General features: G+C 62.0%; 20 protein-coding genes, 1 tRNA gene and 1 pseudogene. 9 read left to right on the forward strand and 13 right to left on the reverse strand.

Annotated elements, in window-relative coordinates:
* Window positions 1-84 precede the first annotated feature (84 nt).
* Window positions 85-267, reverse strand: a pseudogene (locus CO666_RS34555) (LysR family transcriptional regulator); the annotation flags it as partial.
* 233 nt (window positions 268-500) lie between these two features.
* Here CO666_RS34555 and CO666_RS15875 point away from each other — a divergent pair.
* From CO666_RS15875 to CO666_RS15895, 5 genes are all read left to right on the forward strand, one after another.
* Window positions 501-1,049: an NUDIX hydrolase gene (locus tag CO666_RS15875; RefSeq protein ID WP_097613059.1), complete on the forward strand. Its 549-nt coding sequence runs from the start codon at window positions 501-503 to the stop codon at window positions 1,047-1,049.
* A 63-nt stretch (window positions 1,050-1,112) separates the two neighbouring features.
* Window positions 1,113-2,609 (forward strand): inorganic phosphate transporter, encoded by a 1,497-nt coding sequence (locus CO666_RS15880; protein ID WP_097613060.1) that lies wholly within the window; start codon window positions 1,113-1,115, stop codon window positions 2,607-2,609.
* Between the two features lie 17 nt (window positions 2,610-2,626).
* A complete protein-coding gene (locus CO666_RS15885; RefSeq protein WP_097613061.1) occupies window positions 2,627-3,364 on the forward strand; it encodes a 16S rRNA (uracil(1498)-N(3))-methyltransferase in 738 nt (245 codons plus the stop codon).
* A 147-nt stretch (window positions 3,365-3,511) separates the two neighbouring features.
* Complete coding sequence (locus tag CO666_RS15890) at window positions 3,512-4,885, forward strand: glutamate--cysteine ligase (protein ID WP_097613062.1); 1,374 nt, start codon at window positions 3,512-3,514, stop codon at window positions 4,883-4,885.
* Between the two features lie 145 nt (window positions 4,886-5,030).
* A complete protein-coding gene (locus CO666_RS15895; RefSeq protein WP_097613063.1) occupies window positions 5,031-5,885 on the forward strand; it encodes a DUF937 domain-containing protein in 855 nt (284 codons plus the stop codon).
* Between the two features lie 91 nt (window positions 5,886-5,976).
* On the opposite strand, the gene CO666_RS15900 is transcribed toward CO666_RS15895, so the two are convergent.
* Window positions 5,977-6,276 (reverse strand): YjiS-like domain-containing protein, encoded by a 300-nt coding sequence (locus CO666_RS15900; RefSeq protein ID WP_097613064.1) that lies wholly within the window; start codon window positions 6,274-6,276, stop codon window positions 5,977-5,979.
* A gap of 257 nt (window positions 6,277-6,533) precedes the next feature.
* On the opposite strand from CO666_RS15900, the gene CO666_RS15905 reads away from it, so the two are divergent.
* On the forward strand, window positions 6,534-7,490 hold the full coding sequence (locus tag CO666_RS15905) for a LysR substrate-binding domain-containing protein (protein ID WP_097613246.1): 957 nt from the start codon (window positions 6,534-6,536) through the stop codon (window positions 7,488-7,490).
* Between the two features lie 70 nt (window positions 7,491-7,560).
* Here CO666_RS15905 and CO666_RS15910 read toward each other — a convergent pair whose 3' ends face one another.
* The 3 genes from CO666_RS15910 to CO666_RS15920 form a co-directional block, all read right to left on the reverse strand.
* Window positions 7,561-8,202: a TetR/AcrR family transcriptional regulator gene (locus CO666_RS15910; protein WP_097613247.1), complete on the reverse strand. Its 642-nt coding sequence runs from the start codon at window positions 8,200-8,202 to the stop codon at window positions 7,561-7,563.
* Between the two features lie 271 nt (window positions 8,203-8,473).
* Window positions 8,474-8,890, reverse strand: coding sequence for an MAPEG family protein (locus CO666_RS15915; protein WP_097613065.1), 417 nt, complete (start codon window positions 8,888-8,890; stop codon window positions 8,474-8,476).
* 121 nt (window positions 8,891-9,011) lie between these two features.
* On the reverse strand, window positions 9,012-9,767 hold the full coding sequence (locus CO666_RS15920; RefSeq protein ID WP_097613066.1) for an SDR family oxidoreductase: 756 nt from the start codon (window positions 9,765-9,767) through the stop codon (window positions 9,012-9,014).
* A 92-nt stretch (window positions 9,768-9,859) separates the two neighbouring features.
* Between CO666_RS15920 and CO666_RS15925 the strand changes: the two genes are divergently transcribed.
* A complete protein-coding gene (locus CO666_RS15925) occupies window positions 9,860-10,777 on the forward strand; it encodes a LysR family transcriptional regulator (RefSeq protein WP_097613067.1) in 918 nt (305 codons plus the stop codon).
* A gap of 9 nt (window positions 10,778-10,786) precedes the next feature.
* On the opposite strand, the gene CO666_RS15930 is transcribed toward CO666_RS15925, so the two are convergent.
* The 3 genes from CO666_RS15930 to CO666_RS15940 form a co-directional block, all read right to left on the reverse strand.
* Window positions 10,787-11,341: a hypothetical protein gene (locus CO666_RS15930; protein WP_097613068.1), complete on the reverse strand. Its 555-nt coding sequence runs from the start codon at window positions 11,339-11,341 to the stop codon at window positions 10,787-10,789.
* A 2-nt stretch (window positions 11,342-11,343) separates the two neighbouring features.
* Window positions 11,344-12,828, reverse strand: a complete 1,485-nt coding sequence (gene guaB / locus CO666_RS15935) for an IMP dehydrogenase (RefSeq protein WP_097613069.1) — start codon at window positions 12,826-12,828, stop codon at window positions 11,344-11,346.
* 209 nt (window positions 12,829-13,037) lie between these two features.
* A complete protein-coding gene (locus CO666_RS15940; RefSeq protein WP_097613070.1) occupies window positions 13,038-14,030 on the reverse strand; it encodes an MBL fold metallo-hydrolase in 993 nt (330 codons plus the stop codon).
* Window positions 14,031-14,277: 247 nt separating this feature from the next.
* Here CO666_RS15940 and CO666_RS15945 point away from each other — a divergent pair, with 247 nt between their 5' ends.
* Window positions 14,278-15,702, forward strand: coding sequence for a DHA2 family efflux MFS transporter permease subunit (locus CO666_RS15945; protein ID WP_097613071.1), 1,425 nt, complete (start codon window positions 14,278-14,280; stop codon window positions 15,700-15,702).
* Window positions 15,703-15,706: 4 nt separating this feature from the next.
* On the opposite strand, the gene CO666_RS15950 is transcribed toward CO666_RS15945, so the two are convergent.
* Genes CO666_RS15950 through CO666_RS15960 form a run of 3 tightly spaced genes read right to left on the reverse strand, consistent with a single transcriptional unit; the run spans window position 15,707 to window position 18,409 of the window.
* Entirely contained in the window at window positions 15,707-16,090 is a 384-nt protein-coding gene (locus CO666_RS15950; RefSeq protein ID WP_097613072.1) for a VOC family protein, read from the reverse strand.
* Between the two features lie 34 nt (window positions 16,091-16,124).
* The gene (locus CO666_RS15955; RefSeq protein WP_097613073.1) at window positions 16,125-16,844 is read right to left on the reverse strand and encodes an RlmE family RNA methyltransferase; all 720 of its coding nucleotides are present in this window, start codon (window positions 16,842-16,844) and stop codon (window positions 16,125-16,127) included.
* Window positions 16,845-16,852: 8 nt separating this feature from the next.
* Window positions 16,853-18,409, reverse strand: coding sequence for a Ppx/GppA phosphatase family protein (locus tag CO666_RS15960; protein WP_097613074.1), 1,557 nt, complete (start codon window positions 18,407-18,409; stop codon window positions 16,853-16,855).
* Window positions 18,410-18,652: 243 nt separating this feature from the next.
* Here CO666_RS15960 and CO666_RS15965 point away from each other — a divergent pair.
* Window positions 18,653-18,726, forward strand: a tRNA-Gln gene (locus CO666_RS15965).
* Between the two features lie 237 nt (window positions 18,727-18,963).
* Here CO666_RS15965 and fcl read toward each other — a convergent pair.
* Window positions 18,964-19,914: a GDP-L-fucose synthase gene (gene fcl, locus CO666_RS15975; protein WP_097613076.1), complete on the reverse strand. Its 951-nt coding sequence runs from the start codon at window positions 19,912-19,914 to the stop codon at window positions 18,964-18,966.
* The gene (gmd, locus tag CO666_RS15980; RefSeq protein ID WP_097613248.1) at window positions 19,915-20,976 is read right to left on the reverse strand and encodes a GDP-mannose 4,6-dehydratase; all 1,062 of its coding nucleotides are present in this window, start codon (window positions 20,974-20,976) and stop codon (window positions 19,915-19,917) included.
* Window positions 20,977-21,080: the final 104 nt, after the last annotated feature.

Here is a 21,080-nt window from a genome sequence, read left to right on the forward strand (position 1 = left end):
AGCAGCACACACGACAGAATGAAAACTGTCAGGTATCATCCCGGTCCAAACTGTCGACCATCAACCCGGTCGTTCAATTAGCGCGAACGGGTTGCGGCCGACGTGATTCTCCAGCCTAGCAATCTGCGGGCGCACGGCACAGGCACCACATTCAGCTCTTCGGCGGCCTTCATGATGCTGCCGTGACGGCAGACGGCCTCGAAGTCGCGGATGGCGTTGAGTGGTGGAGACGCATGATGACCACAAGCACAAATGATAGTGGATCACTTGATCTTGCCATTGAACGAAAGGCAAGTCCGCGCCATAGTGTACACCTGTGCAATGTGACGCATTCGAGACAGGGCATGACGGATTTTCCGAACCTGTCCGGCCTCGATTCCCCTATGTACGGCAATCGAATCGCGTTCGGATCGTCCCGCAGCTCTTTTGGATTGTGTAGGCTTTTCGTGATACACGTATATGAGTGATTCCTAACGACCCCTTGGAAGGTGACCCGACCATTGACTCTTCTCGCCCGATTGGCATCCGATGTCCAACTGATGTTCCGGCGTCCGCCGCGACAGCAATATGGTGCGATCTGCTACCGGGTGAAAAAGAAGAGCGGTGACGTCGAGGTGCTTCTGATGACGAGCCGCGATACCGGCCGCTGGGTCATTCCCAAGGGCTGGCCGATGACGGGCAAATGCGCCCATGAGGTCGCCGCACAGGAAGCCCTTGAGGAAGCCGGCGTCCGCGGCGCGGTCGAGAAGGACACGCTCGGCGCTTACAGCTATTCGAAAGTGCTGCGCGACGGCGTGCAGGTGGTTTGCAAGGTGCAGGTCTATGCGCTCGAAGTCACCGACATGGTGAAGAACTTCAAGGAAAAGGGCGAGCGCACCATCGAATGGGTCTCGTTCGACGAGGCGGCCGGGCGCGTGCGCGAACCGGAGCTTCGCGGCCTGCTGCTCGCCTTGAAGCGGGTCATGACGGAAAGGCTTGCCTCCCCACGGGCCAAACAGGTCCCGGAGGCCAAGCAGATTTCGGCAGACAAACAGATTTCGGCGAAATGAATCCTGCCATCTTGCGGTGCTAGAAAAGCAGCCTAGAAGCAGAATTCATATCTCGGAAAAAGAATGCCGCCACGTCCCACAGTCCTCACGAAACGCACGCTCGACAAGGATCTCGACAAGATCACCCATGCCGAGGACGCGGCCAAGCATGTCTTGCGGCGGCTGGTGGCGCCTGGCCTCGGCCTGATCTTCGTCGGTCTGGCCATGTTGTTTGCCGGTGTCTATGTGTTCGACCAGCCTGGAGCGGTGCTCGTTGTGGCGGCGGCCGCCCTTGCCGGCTATATGGCGATGAACATCGGCGCCAATGATGTGACCAACAATGTGGGCGCCGCCGTCGGCGCCCGCGCCATGACGATGGGCCAGGCGCTGGTCATCGCCGCGATTTTCGAGGTTCTCGGCGCCACGATCGCCGGCGGCGAAGTCGTCAGGACGATTTCCTCGAATATCGTCGACACCGTCCAGGTGCCGCAGGCATTGCTCGGCTGGATCATGATGGCGGCGCTGATGGCCGCAGCCCTCTGGATCAACCTCGCCACCTGGATGAACGCGCCGGTTTCCACCACCCATGCGATCGTCGGGGCGGTGATCGGCGCCGGCATCGCAGCCGTCGGGCCGGAGCCGGTGAACTGGCAGGTGATGCTGGAAATCACCTCGAGCTGGATGACCTCACCGCTGATCGGCGGACTGATCGCGGCCGGGCTGCTTTATCTCGTCAAGACCCTCATCATTTACCGCGACGACAAGATCGCGGCAGCAGAGCGCTGGGTGCCGGTGCTGGTCGCGGTAATGGCCGGCGGCTTCATGGCCTATATAGTGCTGCAGCTGTCGCCCACCGGCAAATTTCCGTCTTTCACCATCATCCTCATCGGCATCGGCATCGGGCTGGTCAGCTGGCTTGCCGCCCGGCCGCTGGTTCTTGCCCAGGCGCGGGGTCTCGAAAACCGCAACAGCTCGCTGCGGGTGCTGTTCCGGCTGCCGCTGATCGGCTCAGCGGCGCTGCTCTCCTTCGCGCACGGCGCCAACGACGTTTCGAACGCGGTCGGGCCACTTTCGGCGATCGTCCATTCGGTCGGCATCGACGGTGGCGCCATGGGGCATCCGCCGCTCTGGGTGATGCTGATCGGCGCCTTCGGCATCTCCGTCGGCCTGCTGCTGTTCGGCCCGCGCCTGATCCGTCTCGTCGGCGAAGAGATCACCAAACTCAATCCGATGCGCGCCTATTGCGTCGCGCTGTCGACGGCTTTCACCGTCATCATCGCCTCCTGGCTCGGCCTGCCGGTCAGCACCACGCATATCGCCGTCGGTTCCGTCTTCGGCGTCGGCTTCTTCCGCGAATGGTATACGCGCCACTCGACGCGCCGCATCGCCTATATCAGGCGCAAGTCCGAGAGCTTCGATCTCGACGAGCCGGAGGATCCGAACATCCATGAGAGGCGGCGGCGCTATCTGGTGCGCCGTTCGCATTTCATGACGATCATCGCCGCCTGGATCATCACCGTGCCGGTTTCGGCAGTGCTTGCGGCAATGATTTATTGGGCTATGTTCGCGCTCTTTGTCTGAAACCTAGAGTTTTTCGAATGCGCGCCAATTTCCGCATGCAACGGCTTTTCGTCGATGCGCCGCTTTCCCGCGGTGCCGCCCTCGAGGCGAAGGCCGATCAGTTCAACTATCTCGCCAATGTGCTGCGGCTGGAGGAAGGCGCGGAGATCCTCATCTTCAACGGCCGCGACGGCGAGTGGAAGGCCGCCCTCAGCTTCCCCACGCGCAAACGCATCCTCCTGACCGCAATCGAAGAGACGCGGCCGCAGCCCGCGCCTTGCGACCTGCATTACCTCTTTGCGCCGCTCAAGATCGGCCGCCTGGATTATCTCGTGCAGAAGGCAGTGGAAATGGGCGCCGGCCTGCTGCAGCCTGTCATGACCCAGCACGTCCAGGGCAAGATCACCAATCTCGACAAGCTGCGCGCCAATGTCGTCGAGGCGGCGGAGCAATGCGGCATTCTCGGCATCCCCGAGGTGGCCGAGCCGGCGCGGCTTTCCGACCTGCTCGACCGCTGGCCGAAGGAGCGCCGCATCATCTATTGCGACGAGGGCGACGCCGGGCAGAACCCGCTGCCGGTGTTGTCGGCGATCAAGGAAAGGCATCTCGCGCTGCTCGTCGGGCCGGAGGGCGGCTTTTCGGAAGAGGAACGGACACGGCTTCGAAGCCTCGATTTCGTCACCGCCATTCCGCTCGGACCGCGCATCCTCAGGGCCGATACGGCAGCGGTTGCGGCGCTCGCCGTGGTCCAGGCGGCGATCGGCGACTGGCGCTGACGGTGAAAACGGGTGGACATGGAAATTGCTGCTATTTTTTTGATGCGTCGTTGAAAGAATTTCACTTGCAACATACGTGGCTTGGGTCCTAATCACCCTTCCAGCTGCCCGGCCCCCTGGGCGCCTTTTCGAATACAGGTATCCCGCATGGCCCGCGACACCACCGACCAGACGCCGCTCTCTTCGGTCCAGGATCTGACCGATTACATCGCCGCCGGCAACAAGCCGCGGGAGCGCTTTCGGATCGGCACCGAACACGAGAAGTTCGCCTTCTTCCGCGCCGACGACAGCCCGGTTCCCTATTTCGGCGACGCCAGCATTTCGGCGCTGCTGACCGGCCTGCAGGAAAAAAGTGGCTGGGAACCGATCATGGACGGCGGCAACATCATCGGCCTCGCCGAGCAGAGCGGCATGGGCGCGATCTCGATCGAGCCGGGCGGCCAGTTCGAACTCTCCGGCGCGCCGCTGGAAACGCTGCACGAAACCTGCCGGGAATCGAACCAGCACCTGGCGACGCTGCGCGAGATCGCCGAGCCGATGGGCATCCGCTTCCTCGGTATCGGCGGCAGCCCGAAATGGACCTATGCGCAAACCCCGCAAATGCCGAAATCGCGCTACGAGATCATGACCCGCTATATGCCGAAGGTCGGCACAAAGGGTCTCGACATGATGTACCGCACCTGCACGATCCAGGTGAATCTCGACTTCTCCTCGGAAGCCGACATGCGCCAGAAGATGCGCGTCTCGATGAAGCTGCAATCGCTGGCGACCGCGCTCTTCGCATCCTCGCCCTTCACCGAGGGCAAGCCGAACGGCCTGCTCTCCTGGCGCGGCGATATCTGGCGCGATGTCGACAACAGACGCTCGGGCCTGCTCGATTTCACCTTCCGCGACGATTTCGGCTTCCACGACTATGCCGAATGGGCGCTCGACGTGCCGATGTATTTCATCGTCCGCGACGGCCATTATCACGACTGCACCCATGTCACCTTCCGCCAGTTCATGAACGGCGCATTGAAGGGCGAGGTCGCCGATCCCGCGCCGACGATGGGCGACTGGACGAACCATCTTTCCACGCTCTTCCCCGACGTGCGGATGAAGCGTTTTCTCGAAATGCGCGGCGCCGACGGCGGCCCGTGGCGGCGCATCTGTGCGCTGCCGGCCTTCTGGGTCGGCCTGCTCTACGACGATGCGGCCCTTCAGGCCGCCGACAATCTGACCCGGGATTGGAGCTTTGCCGAGGTCGGTGCCCTGCGCGACGCCGTTCCGGCGCAAGGTTTGAAGGCTGAGTTTCGCGGCCATGCGCTGCTCGATGTGGCGCGCGAGGTGGTCGGGATATCGAGAGCCGGCCTCAAGGCACGCGGCAGGCTCAACCGCGAAGGCCAGGACGAAACGATCTTCCTCGCGCCGCTCGACGAGGTGCTCGCCAAGAAGGCGACGCTCGCCGAGGACCTGCTGTCGCTCTATCACGGCCGCTGGAACGGCTCCGTCGAACCGGTCTTCGAGGAGTATCAGTACTGAGCCTACCCGGGTTTTCTCCAGCTCGGAACCGCTCGGCACTTTCGCAGGCATGGCTTTAAGTTCTTATGGCAAAAAGCCGTTTGCACATTACCGTTTCCGGATATAGTGACGTGACACGCGTCACGACTCGGGGAAAGGGACCTCCATGCTGCCACTCTTCGACATGATGATGCAGGCGCAGAACGGCGCGGCGATGGAAGCGGTCGCCCGGCAATTCAATCTGGCGCAGGAACAGGCGACAAAGGCGATGGCGGCGCTGATGCCGGCCTTCTCCGCCGGCCTGAAGCGCAGCACCAGCAATCCTTATGATTTCGTCGGGCTGATGCAGGCCGTCGCCTCCGGCAATTATGCGCGCTATTTCGAGGATATGAGCCGGGCCTTCACACCCGAAGGCATTTCCGACGGCAACAACATCCTTGCCCAGCTTTTCGGCTCGAAGGAAGTTTCGCGCGCGATCGCCGCCCAGGCGGCTGAGATGACCGGGATCGGCCAGGACATCTACAAGCGGATGCTGCCGGTGCTGGCCGATACGCTGATGGGCGGGCTCTTCAAGCAGACGACCGGCCAGATGGCCTCGCCGGTCAACCCCTTCGTCAACACGCCGATGGGCGACACCATCCAGAAATGGCTTGAAAGTACCGGCTTCGCGCCGAAGCCGAAGGCGGCCCCGGCGCCCAGCATCTTCGACAATCCCTTCAGGCAGGCGATGCAGCAGATGTTTTCGCTGCCGAAGGCTCAACCGGCGCCACAGCCGAACCCGTTCCTCGACAATCCCTTCGCCAAGGCCTTCCAGGAGATGATGGGTGGGCTCGGCCAGCAGCCGGAAAGCAAGACGCCGGAGGCGCCGAAGGACGAGGCGAAGGTTGCTGCCGACAGCTATGGCGAGATGCTGAACGCCATGTTCGACAGCGGACTGGAAGTGCAGAAGACCTACCAGCGGAACCTGGAAGCGATCTTCGAGACCTATCGGCCGAAGCCCGCCCCCGGCACCAAGTCATAAAAAAACCCGGAGATGGCTTGGGAAAAGCCGATCACCGGGTCAAGCGGCAGGGCTATTGGCTATCACCCTGCGGGGAAACTCGAGGCTCCTGCTAATCGCAGGAGCGCAAAAAAGACGACAGGCGCCAGCGATTGCGCGCCGAACGCGTCAGATGTTCCGACGGGTCCTCGAAGAAGGTCGAGGCCAGGAACGCGGAGGTCAGATCGGCCCTGGTGAGGCCGATATCCCTCAGCTGCGTGTCGTTCAGATCATGCAGCGCGTTGATCTCCATGCGATTGCGGAACACGCGAAAGAGAGAGGCCAACGGTGCGAGACCTGCCGCCAGACGCTGGGAAAACGTCGAGGCCGGCTTGTCGCGGTCGAGTTCGAGTGTCTGTTCTGTCATGCGCATTGAACTCTCCTTTCTGTACAGTGCCGCGCGTCTTTTCGGACGGATGAAGGGCGCTGTAACGTTTCAGATCGGCGCGCAACGCAACCCACCCCTCCCGCGAGGTCATGCGGGAAGGAGCAAGCTGAATTCCGCTTGGACAGGCAGGGTGTCTGTCCTTCACTTTGCTTTGATTTGCATCCCGAAGATGCCAAAGAGCTATTGATCAGTCCAACGAATGTTTCTAATGATTATCATCAGCTATCTTTATGGGTGACACCATGTCCGCGCCTCTTGATCTCGACCAGTTGCAGACTTTCATCGCCATCGTCGATTCCGGCAGCTTCACCAAGGCCGCCGACAGGGTCTACAAGACCCAATCGGCCGTCTCCATGCAGATGCGCCGTCTCGAAGAGCGCATCGGCAAGCAGCTGTTCATCAAGGATGGACGCGGCAACCGGCTGACGGTCGAGGGTGAGAAACTGCTCAACTATGCCCGACGCATCATCCGCCTCAACAATGAGGCGATCGCCGCCTTCGACGACAACAGGCTGGAGGGGACGCTGCGCATCGGCACGCCGGACGATTATGCCGACCGCTACATGCCCGAAATCATCGGCCGCTTCGCCAAGACCCATCCGAATGTCGAGCTCTACATCGTCTGCGAGCCGTCGGTGGATCTTGCCGAGCGCATGCACAAGGGCGAACTCGACATTGCGCTCGTCACCCACAATCCGCGTGAGCGCATGTCGGATGTGGTGAGAACCGAGCCGCTCTGCTGGGTGGGTTCGGCCAATCATCCGCTGCGCGACGACGCGCCGGTGCCGCTTGCCGTCGGCCGGCGCGATTGCCAGTGGCGCCAGCTTGCCTGTTCGGCGCTCGATGCCGTGGGACGCGAGCACCAGATCCTGTTCACCAGCTGGTCCTGCACGGTCGTTGCCGCTGCGGTGCTCGCCGGCATGGCGGTCTCGGTCATGCCGGAATCGGCGCTGCGAACCGGCATGAAGGTGCTGAGCCAGGCGGACGGCTTTCCGGCGCTGCCGCCGGTGCAGATCGGCATCATGAAGCGGCCGGGCGTTTCACTGTCGCTGATGAACGCGATCACCGCGCATATCACCGCCTGCCTCGACAACATCACGCCTGCCGTCGTCGACGACACCCTGGAGGCGGATGTCAAATCCGCCCAGGCCCGCCTTTATCCCAGGCTGAAGGCCGCCAATATGGTGCCGAGCTGGTAAGAACTCTGAAGCTCCTTGTTTTCATGCATGTCGTTGTCCCGGAACCGCTGGCACTTCCGGGCGACGTGCATCAGGCGGCAACCGGCACGGTCGCGGCGAACAGGGAGGTGCGGATGACGCGTTTCCACTCGTCGAGCATGCGCCGTGCGAGCGCCTCGTCGCTGACGGCGGCCAGCCGGATGACGGCGCCGATCAGGTGGCTGAACAGGTAGGTGCGCGCATACATCTGCTCGTCGCAAAGGTCGGGGTCCAGCGGACGAACGGCCTCCTGAAAGATGCCGGCGACGCGGCCGCTATGCTCGATATTCAGCTGAAGCAGATCCTGATCGGTCTCCGTTCCCATCCAGACGCCGAGATAGACGGGATCGTCGTGGTAGGAATCGTAATACCAGTCGATGATGGCGCAGACGCGGTCGATCGCCTGGTCGAGCGACCGGACATCGGCAAACATCGCCGCCGTCTTCGCCTGGATCGCCGCGGCGTGCTGGTCGAAGAGGGCTTTGACGATCGCCGCCTTCTCGGGGAAATACTGGTAGACCGAGCCGATCGGCACCTTGGCGGCGACGGCAAGCTCCGTCATCCGCATGGCGCTGACACCCTTTTCGGCAATGATCCTGGCGGCGGCGGCGAGAATGAGATCCAGCCTCTGGATGCTGCGCTCCTGCTTCGGCTTCCTGCGCAAGCCGATCCGATCCATGCTTTCCCCGCTCATGTCGTTCCCGTTCTTATCGTTCGCGAGGCAAGGCATCATGCCGAACCAGCGCATCGGGCGGGTATGACATTGCAGGTGTTCATCAGCGGTAAATGGAAAGGCTCGCATTTTAACGGCCGGCAAAAGCGTATGAAAAACGGGGCCCTAGCGTGCCCGCTGGTTGCACTTATGCAAGGAATCCTTGAAATGGTTGCGGAATTCGGTGCTTGAGAAGAGGTTGCCGTGAAACCGGCACTGTTGTTCATATTGCCGGCAGACCCCGCAGGCCGCCTCAGCTCATGGCCATCCAAGCGGCGAGCCAGACCCACATGGCGGCAAGTATGATGTAACCGGCGGCGAAGATCGGGCTGCGATAGCGCATATCGTTGCTGGTGACGTGAATGGCGGCATGGGCGTAGCGCAGGGCGACGAAGGCCCAGGCGAGGACGACGGAGATAAGATTGTCGGCCTCGGTGATATAGAGAAGAATTGAGCAGGCGTAGAACAGCACCGGCAGTTCGAACTGGTTGGCGAGGCAGTTCTTGACGACGAGACTTGTCGCCGGCTCGCCGCGATTTTCGCGATAATCCGATTTGGCGATGCTGCCGGCGCGGACCATTTTTGCGCGCCGCATGCCGAGCAGCGCATAAAGACCATAGACCAGAGCCACATGGGCAAGGAGTGGCCAGAAGATTTGATAGCCGGTCATATGGGCGTCTTAAGTCCTTTTTGTTTCCGCATTCCTTGCGAGCAGTAGCCGAAAGAAGAGCCGGATACCAGCGGCGGCGGCAATGACCCACCGTCATGCGACAGCGGGTCACAAGAACATGTCAGACCTGGGCAATGCCGCCATCGGCGAAGAGCTCGGTGCCGGTGATGAAGCTCGAATCGTCCGAGGCGAGGAAGAGTGCGGCTGCGGCGATTTCCTCGGCGCGGCCGACGCGGCCCATCGGCACCTGGGTTGCGAAATAGTCGAGCAGGCCCTGCTGCTGCGCCTTGTCCTTACCGGCGAGTTCGACAAGACCGGTCGTCTCTGTCGGGCCGGGGCTCAGCGTGTTGATGCGGATGCCGCGATCCTTGAGATCGAGGATCCAGTTGCGGGCAAAGTTTCTGAGCGCAGCTTTCGACGCAGCGTAGACGCTGAAGGCAGGCGTGCCGGTCGAGCCGGCTGTCGAGCCCGTCAAGATCACGGAGGACCCCTGGCCGAGCAGCGGCAGGGCTTTCTGTACGGTAAAGAGCACGCCCTTCACATTGCGGTTGAAGGTATCGTCGTATTGCTCCTCGGTAATTTCGCCGAGCGGCAGCATGGAGCCGCCGCCGGCATTGACGAAGAGCACGTCGATACGGCCGACTTGCTGCTTCACGAGCTCATAGAGCCGGTCGAGATCGGCAAGCTTTGCCGAGTCCGCCTGAATGCCTGTGACATTCCCGCCGATCTCGGCGATCGCGGCGTCGAGTACGTCTTTGCGCCGGCCGGTCACGAAGAGCTGCGCGCCCTCGGCAGCAAAACGTTTGGCGGTGGCAAGGCCAATGCCGGATGTAGCGCCGGTGATGACCGCGATCTTGCCATTCAGTCTCTGTGTCATTGTCGTCTCCTGTTGTTCGACCGAGACTGAGATATGGACGCGGGAATCGTTTCGGAATAGAAAGAAATGAAAGCAATCATTGCAGAAATGAAATGACGAAGTTTCCCGATTTCGAAGGCCTCGCAATGTTTGCGAAGGTGGCAGAGGAACGTTCTTTTGCCCGAGCCGCCAAGACACTTGGCGTCTCGGTGCCGACCGTTTCGCGGGCCGTTAGCCGGCTGGAGAAGAGGCTCGGCGCGCGGCTTTTCAACCGCACGTCACGGCAGTTGGCGCTGACCGATTTCGGCCTGCGGCTGGTCGACAGTGCCTCACGGCTCTATGCGGAGGCGGAGGCGGCCGAGAATGCGGCGCGTGAACTTTCCAGTCGGCCGCGTGGCCTGATCCGGCTTGCCGTGCCGATGGCTTTCGGCACGCGCTGGCTGGCGCCGATCTTGCCTGACTTTTTCGAGATGTATCCGGATATTTCCATCGACCTGCATATGAGCGACGCCACGGTCGACTTGGTGGGAGACGGCTTCGATGCAGCGCTCCGGATCGCCGTGCTGCGGGATTCCTCGCTGGTGGCACGGCGGCTAACGCCGGTCGCTCGCTTCATTCTCGCAGCGCCCTCCTACCTTGAGAGATACGGGACACCGGCACATCCACGCGAGCTTACCGCCCACCACTGCCTGGGCTATGCCTATCGGCCGCAGCGCGATGTCTGGCGCTTGCGCAACAAGGCCGGCGAGGAGGAAACGGTCGAGCCAACGGGGCCGCTGCGCGCCACCAATTCGCAAGCGCTGATCCCGATGGCGCTTCGCGGACTTGGGATCGTCGAGCTCCCTGAGTTCATGGCGCATGAACATCTCGCCGATGGCCGGCTGAAAACCATCCTCAGCGATTGGACACTGCCCAGCGGTGCACTCTATTTCGTCACGCCCTCGGCCCGCGCTCGGCCGGCGAAGGTGGAGGTGCTGTCCGATTTCATGGTGGCCCGGCTTTCCAATCCGCCGTGGCGCTGGCTGGGCTGAACGGCGCTCTCAGTGCTCGCGCGGCGCGAGCCAGCGGATGATGGCAAGGCGGGCAAGCAGGATGAAGCAGATGGCAAGACTTGCGAATTTCAGCCGCGTCATCCACGGCAGCAGCGCAGCGGCAAGACCTGACGATCCCCCGTTGCCGAAGGCGATCAGGCTCGCAATATTCTCACCATAGTCGGCAATGCCGTAGACGAACGGCAGCAGGTAGACCGCCTTTGCCGCGAGCGGATGCACCGACCGGCCGAACCATGAGGGGGCAGAACCAAGCATGAGGAAGGCGAGGAACAGCAGCGCCGTCAGCAGGGCCGGAAAGATCAGTTCCGGCCCGAAATACATGGCGCGCAACAGCTTCGTCGCCGTCTCGTTCTCATCGAGCAGCTTCTGCATGTGGAAGACCGCCGATTCGTCGTAACCGGCGAAGTAAGTATCGAGCACCGCCTGGCCGGTCTCGTGCTTGAACGGAACGACGAAACCGAAGGTCGTCCAGGCGAGCACGGCGAGGCAAAGAGCTGCGAGCAGCGCGACGACCCAGAGAGGTATCCCGCTGCCCGCTTTCATGATCAGAGGCCGGCGCCCGGATAGTTCGGGCTCTCGCGAGTGATCGTCACGTCATGGGCATGGCTTTCGCGCAGACCGGCGCCGGAGATGCGCACGAAGGTGGCGCGCTCCTGGAAATCCTTGATGTCCTTGCCGCCGACATAACCCATGGCCGCCTTGAGGCCGCCGGCCAGCTGATGAACGACGGCCGAGACCGGCCCCTTATAGGGAACCTGGCCTTCGATGCCTTCCGGCACGAGCTTCAGCGTATCGCGCACCTCCGCCTGGAAATAGCGGTCGGCCGAACCGCGGGCCATGGCGCCGACGGAGCCCATGCCGCGATAGGCCTTGAAGGAACGGCCCTGGTAGAGATAGACCTCGCCCGGGCTTTCGTCGGTGCCGGCCAGCAGCGAGCCGATCATGACGGCGGAAGCGCCGGCGGCGATCGCCTTGGCGAGATCGCCGGAGAATTTGATGCCGCCATCGGCGATGACGGGCACGTCCTGATCCTGTGCCGCCTGGACCGCCGACATGATGGCCGCAAGCTGGGGAACGCCGACGCCGGCGACGATGCGCGTCGTGCAGATCGAACCCGGGCCGATACCGACCTTGACGGCATCGGCGCCGGCGTCGATCAGCGCCCTGGTGCCGTCATAGGTGGCGACGTTGCCGGCCATGATCCTGACCGAGTTGGAGAGCTTCTTGACGCGGGTGACGGCGTCGAGGACGCGCTGCGAGTGGCCGTGGGCGGTATCGACGACCAGAAGGTCGACGCCGGCCTCGATCAGGCGCTCGGCACGCTCGAAGCCGTCATCGCCGACGCTGATGGCGGCGGCGGCGCGAAGCCTGCCCTGGCCATCCTTGGAAGCATTCGGGTTCAGCTGCGACTTCTCGATATCCTTGACGGTGATGAGGCCGACGCAGCGGCCTTCGGTATCGACGACCAGCAGCTTCTCGATGCGGTGCGAGTGCAGCAGGCGCTTGGCCTCCTGCTGATCGACGTTCTCCTTGACGGTGACCAGATTGTCCTTGGTCATCAGCTCGTGGATCTTCTGCTCCGGATCGGAGGCGAAGCGGACGTCGCGGTTGGTGAGAATACCGACGAGGCGGCCGGACTTCTCGACGACGGGAATGCCGGAGATGCCGTGCGACTTCATCAGGCCGAGCGCTTCGGCAAGCTTTGCCTCCGGGCCGATGGTGACCGGATTGACGACCATGCCGCTTTCGAATTTCTTCACCTGGCGGACTTCTTCGGCCTGCTCGACCGGTGTCAGGTTGCGGTGGATGACGCCGAGGCCGCCGGCCTGGGCCATGGCGATCGCCAGCCGGCTTTCGGTGACGGTATCCATCGCCGAAGACAGGATCGGGATGTTGAGATCGAAGTCCCTGGCGATACGGGTGGAGATGTTCGTCTGGCCGGGCATCACCTCGGAATGACCGGGCTGCAGCAGCACGTCGTCGAAGGTAAGCGCGTCCGCGCCGGTTGCCGTTTCAATGATGCGTGCCATGGCCAAATTCCTTCATTTTAGAAAAATGCGAGCCTGCCGGGAAACGAATCGTCCGCCCCGGCGGTGTGCATGAGTTGCTTGGAAGTTGGCGAGGGCTGGTAACACGTCTATGACAGGAAGGAAATAGCAAAAAGCCCGGCATCTCCACCGGGCTCGTCATGGGTGCCATGCACCCAGAGCAATTCCGGAAAAACCGAACCGCTTCTCGTTCAGATGTCGAACTGATAGGTCTTCGGCACGAAGCGGTAGCCGCCGTCCTGCCGCTCGACGAAGCCGACCGCCGGGAACGGCATGTGGTAGCCGAGGAAGGCGATCTTGTCGGTCGCGATCATGTCGAAAACCTTGCGGCGGCTGGCGGCTGCCTGCGCCTTGTCCATGTCGAAGCGGACCTCCCAATCCGGGCGCAACAGCGACAGGATGTAATGGTTGGCCGTATCACCGGTGAGAACGAGGCGTTTGCCCTCGGATTCGACGTGGAAGACCATGTGACCGGGCGAGTGACCGGCCGCCAGCATCGCGGTGACGCCAGGGGCGAAGCTGTCGCCATCCTTGATGAAGGTGGTCTTTTCGGCAAGCGGCGTCACATTGGCGAGCACCGCCTTGTGGCTAGCCTCGGCCGGCGTGCCCTCGCGCGATTTGTTCGACCAGAAATCATACTCGGCCTCGCCGACGACATAGCGGGCATTCCTGAAGGCAGGCGTGCCGTTCTCCATCAGGCCGCCGATATGGTCGCCATGCAGATGGGTCAGCGCGACGATCGTGACGTCGTCGGCCGAATATCCGGCCGCTTTCAGGCCTTGGGCAAGCTTGCCGTTGCCCCTTGCGCGGCCGCTCTCGCCGAAGCCGGTATCGACGAGAATGACATCCGAGCCGGTATCGACAAGAGCGGGCGTATAGCCGTTCAGCAGCTTGTCGGCGGGCAGGAAGTTTGCCGTCAGCAATGCCTGGACGGTTTCGGGGTCCTGATTGGTGCCGAAAGTTTCATAGGGCTTTTCGGAGATGTTGATGCCGTCGCGCACGACGGTGAACTTATAGGAACCAAGCTTGAATTGATTGATCTCGGGCAAAGGCGTTGCATTCATATTATTGCTTTCTCCAGTCGCGGCCGCTTCGGCCTTCTCTCTCAAAATTGCCGGCGCCGCCAGCAGCCCAAGGCCTGCTGCAAAAAACGTGCGCCGCTTCAGTCGCGTCGAAACTGCCATATATCTGTTCTCCCCCGCCGTGCGGTGTGTCGCCGCACGCCTCGATGACGTTTCCCGCCGGATTTCTTGCCCAGGCAGAGTAAACATATGTCAATTTTGACCGGCGACGTTGTCGGACAAGCGGTCTCACGCAGACGTGAAGCAAACATGGCATCGAATCGGATTTGAGCATTGGCAGGCCTCTGAAGTGGGACTAAACAGCACGGGCCTTCCAGCTCCAATCCGCAGGCCATCAAGGCTCCCGCCTATGAACCGCATCGTCCCGCTGATTCTCGCCGTCGCTCTTTTCATGGAACAGATGGACTCCACCGTGATCTCGACGGCGCTGCCGGCAATTGCTGCAGATCTGCATGTCGGGCCGATCACGCTGAAGCTGGCGCTGACCTCCTATATGGTGGCGCTTGCGGTGTTCATCCCGGTCAGCGGCTGGATGGCCGACAGATTCGGCGCCAAGAAGATCTTCCGCCTGGCCATCTCCGTCTTCGTCATCGGCTCGATTTTCTGCGCCGTCTCGTCCAATCTCGTCGAATTCGTGTTTGCCCGCTTCCTGCAGGGCATGGGCGGCGCGATGATGACGCCGGTCGGCCGTCTGGTGCTGGTGCGCACGACGAAGCGCAGCGATCTGGTTTCGGCCATGGCGCTGCTCACCATCCCGGCGCTGGTCGGGCCGCTCACCGGCCCGCCGCTCGGCGGCTTCATCACCACCTATTTCAGCTGGCACTGGATCTTCCTGATCAACGTGCCGGTCGGCATCATCGGCATCTGGCTTGCGACGATCTTCCTGCCGGAGGTCGAAGCGACGGCGCCGCCGAAGCTCGATGTCACCGGTTTCGTGCTGACCTCGCTTTCGGCCGCCGGCGTCGTCTTCGGCCTGTCGGTGGTCAGCCTGCCGGCGCTGCCGCCTGCCATCGGCGTCACCGCCACCCTGATCGGTCTTGCCTGCGGCTTCCTTTACATCAGCCATGCTAAGCGCCATCCGGCACCGATCCTCAATCTCAAGCTGTTCAAGAACCCGACCTTCCGGGCCTCGACCACGGGAGGCAACCTCTTCCGCATCTGCGTCGGCGCCATGCCGTTCCTGACGCCGCTGATGCTGCAGCTCGGCTTCGGGCTGACGCCGTTCCAATCCGGCCTCATCACCTTTGCCGGCGCGATCGGGGCGATCACCACCAAGTTCATGGCAAAGCGCGTCTTCGCCGCCGCTGGCTTCCGCACGACGCTGCTCGCCGCCGCCATGGTAACGACCCTGGTGACCGTTATCACCGGCCTGTTCACGCCGGCAACGCCGCATCTCGTCATCATCGGCGTGCTGCTTGTCGGCGGCTTCTCCCGCTCCTTCATGTTCACCGGCGTCAATGCGCTTGCCTTTGCCGATATCAACGATGCGGAAGCCAGCCAGGCGACATCGATGAGCTCGGTGATGCAGCAGATCAGCCTGGCGCTCGGCGTCGCCCTCGCCGCGGCGATCCTTGAAAGCTCGATCTATCTCAGGGGCGAAGCGCTTGGTATCGTCGATTTCCACCTTGCCTTCTACGTCATCGCCGGACTGACCGTCATCGCGACCATTCCCTTCCTCAGGATGGACCGCAATGCCGGTGCGCTCGTTTCCGGACACCGCTCGAAGGCGGTGATGACCTCGACTGTTGAAGCCGAGCAGCAGGCCGTAAAATAGGCTCCTATTGCGGGCTCTCGCAGACGGCGCTGAGCTTGTTGCCGTCGAGATCCCGTACATAGGCGGCGTAGAAATGCGCGTGATAGGAGCGCAGGCCCGGCCCGCCTTCATCCATTCCACCGGCCGCGATCACCGCGGCATGGAAGGCATCGACATCAGCGCGCGTTTCGGCCGCGAAGGCGACCATGGCGCCATTGCCCGATGTCGCCCGGCGGCGATTGAAGGGCGTCACCACCCAGAAGCGGCAGCGCGTATCGCCGTCTGAGGAATAGCCGATCTCTTCCTGCGAATAGTGCTGTCGGCGATAGCCGAGCACGGGCAGCACGGCATCGTAAAAATGCCCTGCGCGATCGAGGTCGTTGGTTCCGAGCGTGACGTAGAGAAGCATGAGGTCCTCATCATCCGCCGGGAGCGGCCCAAGATCAAGCTTGCTCTGCTTCAGCTTCCGCCTTGCGGCCTTTGAAGCCCTTGGCGAGCAGGAACATCTCGACCGATTCGGCGCGCGAGGCGTTCGGCTTGACGTGGACGACCTGACGGAAATTCTGCTTCAGCATAGCGAGCAACTCACGTTCGGTGCCGCCCTGAAAGGTCTTGGTGAGGAAATGCCCGCCCTCCCCCAGTACCTCGATGGCGAAATGGGCCGCCACTTCGCAGAGATGCATGGTGCGCAAATGGTCGGTGCGGTGGTGGCCGGTGGTGGGGGCCGCCATGTCCGAGATGACAAGATCGGGCGTGCCGCCGACGGCCTCCATCAGCTTTTCCGGTGCGCTCGGATCGAGAAAATCGAGCTGCAGGATCTTCACACCGGGCAGCTGGGCCATTTCAAGGAAATCGATCGCGGCGACGCGGATATCGTCATCCGTCGAGCCGGTGACCTTGGCGGCGATCTGCGACCAGCTGCCGGGCGCCGCGCCGAGATCGATGATGCGCTTGGCGCCGCGCAGGATGTGGTGTTTCTCGTCGATCTCCAGCAGCTTGAAGGCGGCGCGGGCGCGATAACCCTCGAGCTGGGCGCGCTGCACATAGGGATCGTTGATGTGGCGCTGCAGCCATTGGCGCGAGGAAGCCTTCATCTTCTTGTTCTTGACGCGCTGGCCGAGCTTGCGGCCGGTGCGGTTTCCCGCGATCGGTGCCTTGGTCATGCCTTCCTCTATCTCGCTCTCTGGCCGCGACGGTTGCGGTTTCGCCGCCACACGCCGTCATCGGCCATCATGTCTGTCAGCAGGCCTTCCCTCAAGCCGCGATCGGCCACGCGCATGCGCGGGCTCGGCCAGCGGCGGCGGATCGCCTCGAGAATGGCGCAGCCGGCCAGCACCAGATCGGCCCTATCAGGCCCAATGCAGGGATTGGCGGCGCGGCTTTCGAAATCCCAGGAGAGAAGTTTTGCCTGCATGGCGGAAACCTCGTCGTCGGACAGCCAGATGCCGTCGACCCTGCGCCGGTCATAACGCGGCAGATCGAGATGCACGCCGGCAAGCGTCGTCACCGTGCCCGACGTGCCGATCAGATGGAAGTCGCCGGTCTGGGCAATCTCGATCTCCGGGCAGTCGAAACCGACGAGCATGCCCTCGACCTCGCGCACCATGCCCTCGAAGACCTCCGGCGTGACGTCACGCCCGCCGTGACGCTCCGACAGGGTGACGACGCCGACCGGCAGCGATGTCCAATGGGTGATGTGATTGGCAAGCCGGCTGAAGCGATTGTCGCCGATGCGGATGACGGCAATTTCCGACGAACCGCCGCCGATATCGAAGAGCACGACCGAGCGCGTCTCGCGCCCGACCAGCGAGGAGCAGCCGGAGACGGCAAGCCGCGCCTCGGTCTCGCGATCGATGATTTCCAGTTCGAGCCCGGTTTCGGCAACGACCCGACTGAGGAATTCCTCGCCATTGACGGCCTGCCGGCAAGCTTCGGTGGCGATCAGCCGCATGCGGCGGATCTCGCGGTTTCTGAGCTTGGAGGCGCAGATCCTCAGCGCCTCGATCGCCCGCTCCATCGCCTCGTCGGACAGGCGGCCGCTGGCCGCAAGGCCCTCGCCGAGGCGCACGATACGGGAAAAGGCATCGACGACGCGGAACTGACCCGGGCGGGTTGGCTGGGCGATGAGCAGACGGCAATTGTTGGTGCCGAGGTCGAGCGCGGCATAGAGTTCTTCCGGCCATGGATAGTCACCGGCCTGGCGATCCCCCTGAAAGCCGGGATGATTATCGCCGCGGCCCTTGCGGCCGGCGGCTGTACCGTTTTGCGTTTCGCGCGGAACTGATATACGCGCCGTCTCTTCGGCGCGGCTTTCCTGCTGCGGCGGGGAAGGCTTTGCCGCCGTCAGCGGCCGGCCCTGCAGACCGCGCTTGCCGCGATGTTTGCGGCGGTTGCGCCGGCCCGGCGCCGGCTCGCCTTCGGAGCGCGCAGCATTGCCCGCCGCTTGCGGCTGCTCCATGGCATGGGGATGAGGGGAACCGCCTTGCGCAACGCCCTGGCCGCCACGACGGCGACGCTTGCGCTTGCGGGCCGGATTGCCGGCCGCATCTTCCATCGGGCGCGCAGGCTGTCCGGCACCGCCGGATGGCTCATGCGAAGCGGGATGAGCCGCGCTGCGGGATTGCCCGCCACGCTTGCCCTTGCGGCGCCTGGACTTCTTGCCGTCCTTGCGCCCTGCCGCCGACGCCCCGTCAAATTGCGGCTTTGCGCCGCCTTCGGGGTCTTCCACGTTGTTTTTCCACCGCGCCGCGCAAGTCCTGAGGTATGCAGCAGGCGCTCATTCGATTTTTGCGTTGCCGCAAGAATATCAGCGCCCGCCGAAATCGCCAAATTCTTTTTTGGACGGGGGATTTGCGGCGGGTTTCACGCCTTTCGCGCGGCACCGATTTTTTTCAAAACGGGTATTTGCAATCCGCCCGCTTTTGGTTATAAGCGCCGCACAGCAGCCAAGCCATGCTTCGGCGGCAACTGCTGGGGAATAGTTCAATGGTAGAACGACGGACTCTGACTCCGTTAATCTTGGTTCGAGTCCAGGTTCCCCAGCCAATCAATTTTGCTGATCAAGCACGTATCAAGCTCTTTCTCGCTACTGCCTGAATTGAAGACGAAGAAGTCACGGAAAAAGCGTTGATTCTCGCGGATTCCATGGAGCGCCGTGCGACGCAGAATGGACTCTCTCACGCTTTGAAATCCACGCATCGTTGCTCAGGCATTGCCCGCCAACACATTCTCTGTCGGAACATCGACACGAAACTAGAGACACCAGTTCTCGCCGACCCGATATCAGACCGCTCGATCTGATCTCTTCTCGGACTCCAGGAACCACGCGTAAGTGGTGCGGATGCCGTCCTCGAGCGAAATGCGCGGCTTCCAGCCCATGTTCTGCAGTTTCTGGTTGCTCATCAGCTTTCGCGGCGTGCCATCGGGCTTGGAAAGATCATGAATGATCTTGCCCTGGTAACCGACAACGCGGCAGACCAAACGGGTCAACTCGATAATTTCGAGATCCGTACCCGAGCCGACATTGACGTGCTGCGCGCCCGAATAGGTTTTGAGCAGGAACACCAGCGCGTCTGCGCAGTCGTCGACGTGAAGAAACTCCCGGCGCGGGGTGCCTGTGCCCCAGACCACCATATCCGGGTCTTTGCGAAGTTTCGCTGCATGCGCCTTGCGGATAAGCGCGGGTAGTACATGGCTGGAATTCAGGTCGAAATTATCGCCGGGGCCGTATAGATTGGTGGGCATCGCGGAAATGTAATCCCGCCCATATTGCTTGCGATAGGCTTCCGCGAGCTTGATACCGGCGATCTTGGCGATCGCGTACCATTCGTTGGTTGGCTCAAGCGCACCGGTCAACAGAGCCTCTTCGGGAATCGGCTGCGGAGCGAGCTTGGGGTAGATGCAGCTTGAACCCAGAAACAGCAGCCGGTCCACTCCGCCGCGGTGGGCGGCTTCGAAGATGTTGGCTTCAATAATCAGATTGTCATAGATGAATTCCGCGGGATAGCTGTCATTCGCGAGGATGCCGCCAACCTTGGCAGCGGCGAGAACGATCACATCAGGCCGGTTTGCTTCAACAAATTTCTCGACCTCATCCTGCCGCTTCAAATCGACCTCACGGCGCGTGGCCGTGATGACGTTGCAATCTTCCGATTGAAGCCGACGCACAAGAGCACTGCCGACCATACCGCGATGGCCGGCAACCCAGATCTTCTTGTTGGATAAGTCGTACACTCAGATCTCTTTCCGGCTGTTTAGAGCCTTCCAGTGCTTGACATCCTCGCGCACCATTTCGGCGGCGAGCTCACGAACCGGGGTCTTGTGCTGCCAGCCCAGCTTCTGGCGCGCCTTGGTCGGATCACCAAGCAGAAGATCGACTTCCGTCGGGCGGAAGTACCGAGGATCGATTTCCACAAGGCACGCACCGGACGCAGAGTCATAGCCCTTTTCGTCGACGCCGGACCCCTTCCATTCCAGGGTAATGCCGACGTCGGCAAAGGCCCACTCGACAAACTGGCGGACACGCGTCGTCTCACCCGTCGCCAACACGTAGTCATCCGGCTTGTCCTGCTGCAGCATGCGCCACATGCCCTCGACATACTCTCGTGCATGGCCCCAGTCACGCTGGGCGTCAAGGTTCCCCAGGAAGAGCTTCTCTTGAAGGCCGAGGCTGATGGCCGCCACTGCCATCGTAATCTTGCGCGTGACGAAGGTTTCGCCGCGAAGCGGGCTTTCGTGATTGAAAAGAATGCCGTTAGACGCGTGCATGCCGTAAGCCTCGCGATAATTCACGACGATCCAGTAGGCATAGAGCTTGGCTGCGGCATAGGGAGAACGCGGGTAAAAGGGCGTCTTCTCGTTCTGCGGCACTTGCTGAACAAGGCCGTAGAGTTCCGACGTCGATGCCTGGTAGAACCGGGTCTTTCCCTCGAGCCGCAGAATACGGATCGCTTCGAGCAGCCTCAACGTCCCGATACCATCGGCATCGGCCGTGTATTCCGGCGTCTCGAAGCTGACACCCACATGGCTTTGTGCTGCCAGATTATAGATTTCATCGGGTTGCGTCTGCTGCACAATCCTTAGAAGGTTGGTCGAGTCGATCATATCGCCATAGTGGAGGACGAAGCGTGGATGGGCCTCATGCGGATCCTGGTAGATATGCTCGATACGGCCGGTGTTAAAAGACGAGGACCGCCGCTTGATGCCGTGCACCGTATAGCCTTTGCTCAGCAGCAATTCGGCCAAATAGGCACCGTCCTGACCGGTCACCCCAGTAATAAGCGCGATTTTTGTCATTTTCACATCGTCTTTCAATACAATCCTCGGGTCGTGTTTATGGAAACGGCCGAACGAGTGCAACCCCAATGTGGCCCGGCCGAATCCAGCGAAAGCGCATTGTC

The sequence above is a fragment of the Rhizobium chutanense genome, from assembly GCF_002531935.1.
In the GTDB taxonomy this organism is placed as follows: Bacteria; Pseudomonadota; Alphaproteobacteria; order Rhizobiales; family Rhizobiaceae; genus Rhizobium; species Rhizobium chutanense.

Bases quoted from the DNA above. Each gene is read 5' to 3' on its own strand.
- CO666_RS15880 (WP_097613060.1), top strand. From the start codon at position 1,113: ATGCCGCCACGTCCCACAGTCCTCACGAAACGCACGCTCGACAAGGAT.
- CO666_RS15885 (WP_097613061.1), top strand. From the start codon at position 2,627: ATGCGCGCCAATTTCCGCATGCAACGGCTTTTCGTCGATGCGCCGCTT.
- CO666_RS15890 (WP_097613062.1), top strand. From the start codon at position 3,512: ATGGCCCGCGACACCACCGACCAGACGCCGCTCTCTTCGGTCCAGGAT.
- CO666_RS15895 (WP_097613063.1), top strand. From the start codon at position 5,031: ATGCTGCCACTCTTCGACATGATGATGCAGGCGCAGAACGGCGCGGCG.
- CO666_RS15900 (WP_097613064.1), bottom strand. From the start codon at position 6,276: ATGCGCATGACAGAACAGACACTCGAACTCGACCGCGACAAGCCGGCC.
- CO666_RS15905 (WP_097613246.1), top strand. From the start codon at position 6,534: ATGTCCGCGCCTCTTGATCTCGACCAGTTGCAGACTTTCATCGCCATC.
- CO666_RS15910 (WP_097613247.1), bottom strand. From the start codon at position 8,202: ATGAGCGGGGAAAGCATGGATCGGATCGGCTTGCGCAGGAAGCCGAAG.
- CO666_RS15915 (WP_097613065.1), bottom strand. From the start codon at position 8,890: ATGACCGGCTATCAAATCTTCTGGCCACTCCTTGCCCATGTGGCTCTG.
- CO666_RS15920 (WP_097613066.1), bottom strand. From the start codon at position 9,767: ATGACACAGAGACTGAATGGCAAGATCGCGGTCATCACCGGCGCTACA.
- CO666_RS15925 (WP_097613067.1), top strand. From the start codon at position 9,860: ATGACGAAGTTTCCCGATTTCGAAGGCCTCGCAATGTTTGCGAAGGTG.
- CO666_RS15930 (WP_097613068.1), bottom strand. From the start codon at position 11,341: ATGAAAGCGGGCAGCGGGATACCTCTCTGGGTCGTCGCGCTGCTCGCA.
- guaB (WP_097613069.1), bottom strand. From the start codon at position 12,828: ATGGCACGCATCATTGAAACGGCAACCGGCGCGGACGCGCTTACCTTC.
- CO666_RS15940 (WP_097613070.1), bottom strand. From the start codon at position 14,030: ATGGCAGTTTCGACGCGACTGAAGCGGCGCACGTTTTTTGCAGCAGGC.
- CO666_RS15945 (WP_097613071.1), top strand. From the start codon at position 14,278: ATGAACCGCATCGTCCCGCTGATTCTCGCCGTCGCTCTTTTCATGGAA.
- CO666_RS15950 (WP_097613072.1), bottom strand. From the start codon at position 16,090: ATGCTTCTCTACGTCACGCTCGGAACCAACGACCTCGATCGCGCAGGG.
- CO666_RS15955 (WP_097613073.1), bottom strand. From the start codon at position 16,844: ATGACCAAGGCACCGATCGCGGGAAACCGCACCGGCCGCAAGCTCGGC.
- gmd (WP_097613248.1), bottom strand. From the start codon at position 20,976: ATGACAAAAATCGCGCTTATTACTGGGGTGACCGGTCAGGACGGTGCC.